Here is a 4,319-nt window from a genome sequence, read left to right as displayed (position 1 = left end):
ACCGTCCCCGGCCCCGACGCCCTCCGCACCTGACGGGCCCCGGTGCGGGCGGGCGGTCGTGTGGGTGGGGTGTCGTTGTGGCCCGGGGCCCGTCAGGTGCGGAGGGCGTCGGGGCCGGGGACGGTGCCGGGGCGGCGGAGCGGTGTGCGGCCGCGCGGGGTGGTGCGGATGATGTGTCCGGAGATGCGGCGCGCGGCGAAGCCCGAGCCGTGCACGAACCGCATGACCGGTCCGAACGTCGCGGCGGCGGCGAGGCCCGCGAAGTAGAGGCCCGGTACGGACGACTCGAAGTCGCGGGACAGCACGGGCGAGCCGAGGCGGGACTTGACGCGCGCGCGCAGGTCGGACGAGAGCAGGGTGAGGCGCGCGAGGTCCGGCGCGAAGCCGGTGGCGCAGATGACGTGCTCGACCTCGGCGACGTCGCGGCGGCCGTGCCGGTCGGTGGTGGTGACGGCGATGCCGTCGTCCTGCTCGATCGCCTTCAGCAGGTGGACGCCGGTGGTGACGCGGATGCGCTCGTCGCAGCGGTCGCGCAGCCACCACGCCCCGGCGGGCGGCAGCGTCTCGCGGACGAGCCGCTGCCGCGTCGCCTCCGGCAGGTGCCGGACGAGGCCGGGCCGTTCGGCCCACAGCCAGGTGCGGTAGCCGCTGCCGAGGCCGGAGCGGGGGCCGCCGCGCAGCTTCTCCGGCAGGGAGCGGCGCTCGTTCGGGCGCGGGTTCCAGTCGAGCCGGACGCGGCGGGCGAGAACGTGCGGGCGGGCGCCGATGTCGGCGAGCAGGACGGCGGTCTCGAGCGCGGACTGGCCGGCGCCGACGACGGCGACGTCCTTGCCGCGGAAGAGCCCGAGGTCGTTGTGGTCGGTGCTGTGCGAGACGAGCCACGACGGCATGCCGGTGAGTTCCTCGGGGACGTGCGCGAAGGGGCCGACGCCGACGGCGACGACGACCGTCCGGGTGGGGATCTCCTCGCCGTCGGCGAGGGTGACGATGTACCCGGGGCCGCCGCGGTCGACGTTCACGACCTCGCCGGGGGTCGTGCCGGGCGCGCACACGGACGCGAACCAGCGGCCGTAGGCGACGAACGTCTCCAGGGGGATCGGCTGGCCGATGCGCCACCCGGGGTTGCGGTCGGTGAAGGCCATGCCGGGCTGCGGCGCGCCGAGGCTGGAGGCGAACGGCTCGGACTTCAGGTACATGCCGGGTGGCATGCCGACGTCCCAGAACTGCATCGGCGTGCCGATGACGCGGACGTCCAGGCCGATGTTCTGCAGGTGCGCGGCGGTCGACAGCCCGTAGGGCCCGGCGCCGACGATCACGACGTCGATGGCCGAGTCGCTCATGTGCAATTCCCCCGTGTGTAGATGCGGATCAGGGTCGGGACGGACGGTCCCGGTGCGCGTCGCGGAACCGTTCGGCCGCGCGCAGCGCGCTCTGCCGGCCCATCGCGAGGAAGGGCCGCAGGTCGTCGCCCGCGTACCAGGCGAGTTCGTCGGCGGAGCGCAGCGGGCGGAGGGCCCCCGTGCGCGGCCGCCGGCCGATCGCCTGCCGGAGGTAGTGGTTCTCCACCAGCAGGGTGCGCCCGATGACCGGCCGGGCGGCCGGGACGGCGCGGCCGGACTGGTCGAGGTGCAGGGCGCGGGCGAGGTCGAGGCCCCGCGCGTCGGTGAACAGCCGGAACTGGGCGCCGAGGCGGGGGTTGAAGTCGAGGAGGCGGTAGTCGCCGGTGGCGGGGTCGCGGCGGAAGTCGAGGTCGACGAGGCCGCGGCAGCCGAGCAGCCCGGCGGCGCGGACGGCGAGGTCGCGGACCTCGGGGTTGTCGACCCACTCGCCGGCGACGGTGTGCCCGGCCTGCGGCGGGTGCGCGAGGTGCTTGCGGCCGACGCCGCCGTACCGGCAGGTGCGGGCGGCGTCGAAGTAGCCCTGGAAGAACCAGTCGCCGCCGTCGGGCGGGATGCGGCGCTGCAGGACGAGCGGGCCCGCGTCGTGGTCGGCGCCCGTGGCGAACAGCCGGTGGACGTCGTCGGCGGTGGGGGCGAGCGTGGTGCTGCGCAGCCCGCGCGGGAGCAGCCAGGGCCGCGCCCACTTCGCGATGATCGGCAGGCCGAGCGCCTTGACGGCGTCGTCGACCTCGCCGCGCGCGGCGGGGACGCGGGACTCCGGGGCGGGGATGCCGTGCTCTTCGCAGGCGGCGAGGAGGCGGGCCTTGTCGGCGACGCGGCGCGGGACGTCCGGGTCCTGCGGCGGGACGACGAAGCGGGGGGCGAGCGCGTCGGCGTACTCGGCGGCGAAGATCGCGCCGGCGTCGTCGACCGGGAGGAGCAGCGCGGGGCCGCCGGGGATCCGTTCGCCGATCATGCGCAGGTGGCCGAGGAGCGCGGACGGGCGCTGCGCGGGCGGCGCCCACGGGTGGCCGCGGTGCAGGTAGCGGGAGCGGGCCACCGGGTTGCGGCGGCTCTCCAGGATCGCGTGGACCCGCACCCCGGCGCGTCCGAGGGAGCGGATCGCGCCGAGGGTGCCGTGGTGGAAGTGGTTGTGGTCGGTGCGCAGCAGCAGGACCGGGAGGGCGGGGTCGAGGTCGGGCCGGGCCCCGCTCGGGTCGGGCGCACCGGGTTCGGCGGGCGTCCCGTTCAACGGGCCCGTTCCTGCGGGTCGCGGCGCACGGCGGCCTTCCTTGTCGCTGAGTAAAATTTGCCATCGAACACTTTGCCGTTTTGTTCGGGTTGTATTCGACCGGGCATAAGGATACGCATGCGAGCAACGGATATCCATTCATCCGGACGGCCGTCGCGGCGATCACGTAAACGACCTATACCGTTCTGCCCGCTCTCCGTCGCGCTAACCACCACGGTGACGCTCATCGCGCTGAACGCGTCGACCGCGGTTTTCCCGGCGCTTCCGACATTTCCGCGGGCGCAGTCGTCCGAGACAAAGGAGAAATACGTTCCGCTGGGGGCGTTCCTCGGCTCGGGCGAGGAGGGCGTCGCGCGCGTCCCGCACTTCGCCGACTGGCTCGGCTCGGCCGTGACCGTCGGCCGCACCTACCTGCCGGGCGACGGCTGGGCGGCCATCGAGGGCCCGGCGGGGATCATCGGGCCGTGGGCCCGCTGGGCGAACGCCGATCCCCGCCGCATGCTGGTGCTGAACGTGCCGATGATGGCGGCGAACGAGGAGTGGATGCCGTCCCCGGTCATGTCGATGCTCCTCCGCCACGGGGCGAAGGGCCGGTTCGACCGGCACTACCGGACGCTCGCGAAGCGGCTCGCCGCCGCCGGCGCCGGGGACGCCGTGATCGTCCTCGGCTGGGAGATGAACGGCACCAGCTACACCGGCCGGTGCGCCCCGGACCCGGACGCGTGGAAGGCGTACTGGCGGAGCATCGTGAAGACGATGCGGGCCGTTCCGGACACGAACTTCCGGTTCGATTTCACGCCGAGCCGAGGGCGCGACGCGATTCCGTGGCCGAAGTGCTATCCGGGCGACGACGTCGTCGACATCATCGGCTCCGACAGCTACGACCAGCCGCACGGGACGACATTCGACCATTACGTGAACGAACCGTACGGGCTGCGCGACCAGGCCGAGTTCGCGCGGGCCCGCGGAAAGCCCCTCTCGTTCGCCGAATGGGGCCTGTTCCGCAATTCCGACAATCCCGAATACATCCGGGGAATGCACAGTTGGATCATGGCGCACGACGTCGCCTACCAGACGATCACCGACTAATGCCCGCACGGCGTGTGGAGGTGCCCGGACGTCCGGCCACGCCGCGACCAGCACGTCCTGCCCCTTCTGCCGGGTGAGCCGCCCGACGCACACCGCGAGCGGGACCGCCGCGGGGATCCCGAGCCGCGCCCGCGCCGCCGCCCGCCCGGCGTCCGACGCGAACGCGAACCGGGTCCGGTCGACGCCGTTGCGGATGAGCCGGTACGCGCCGCGCACCCCCGCCTGCACGCCCTCCCCCAACTCGCCCGCGCCGACGCACACCAGCGCGTCCGCGCGGCGCGCCGCGAGCCGCTCCCACGCGAGGCTGAGCGCGCGCTGCCGTCCGGTCGCCGCGAGCCACGACCACCCGTGCGGCTGGAAGATCACCGGCGTCCGGCGCGGCCCGGGCAGCAGCCGTCCGGCGAGGCCCGCCTTGGACGAGTGCAGGTGCACGACGTCGGGCCGGAACCCGGCCACGAGCCGCCGCAGCGCCATCGCTTCCCGCACCGCCGCCGCCCCGGGCGCGCGCCCCGCGTCCCAGTTGAACCACGGCACCCCGGCCGCCACGCAGCGCCCCGGCAGGTCGCCGTCCGGCGGGCACGCGACCGCCACCTCCCACC

3 protein-coding genes and 1 pseudogene are annotated in these 4,319 nt (G+C 74.6%); 1 reads left to right on the top strand and 3 read right to left on the bottom strand.

Features of this window, described 5'->3' with window-relative positions; translation table 11 throughout:
• Positions 1 to 92: 92 nt before the first annotated feature.
• The gene (locus DMH08_RS38795; protein WP_125621233.1) at positions 93 to 1,340 is read right to left on the bottom strand and encodes an NAD(P)-binding domain-containing protein; all 1,248 of its coding nucleotides are present in this window, start codon (positions 1,338 to 1,340) and stop codon (positions 93 to 95) included.
• A gap of 28 nt (positions 1,341 to 1,368) precedes the next feature.
• Positions 1,369 to 2,631: a carboxylate--amine ligase gene (locus DMH08_RS38790; protein WP_064743669.1), complete on the bottom strand. Its 1,263-nt coding sequence runs from the start codon at positions 2,629 to 2,631 to the stop codon at positions 1,369 to 1,371.
• Between the two features lie 117 nt (positions 2,632 to 2,748).
• On the opposite strand from DMH08_RS38790, the gene DMH08_RS38785 reads away from it, so the two are divergent.
• Entirely contained in the window at positions 2,749 to 3,720 is a 972-nt protein-coding gene (locus DMH08_RS38785) for a glycoside hydrolase family 26 protein (RefSeq protein WP_125621231.1), read from the top strand.
• A gap of 228 nt (positions 3,721 to 3,948) precedes the next feature.
• Here DMH08_RS38785 and DMH08_RS42900 read toward each other — a convergent pair.
• Positions 3,949 to 4,266 (bottom strand): annotated as a pseudogene (locus DMH08_RS42900) (glycosyltransferase); the annotation flags it as partial.
• Positions 4,267 to 4,319 lie beyond the last annotated feature (53 nt).

Origin of the sequence: Actinomadura sp. WAC 06369 (genome assembly GCF_003947565.1) — a bacterium.
GTDB classification, from domain to species: Bacteria; Actinomycetota; Actinomycetes; order Streptosporangiales; family Streptosporangiaceae; genus Spirillospora; species Spirillospora rifamycini.
Note: the sequence above shows the minus strand (reverse complement) of the source record. Positions and strands in the feature narration are given on the sequence as shown.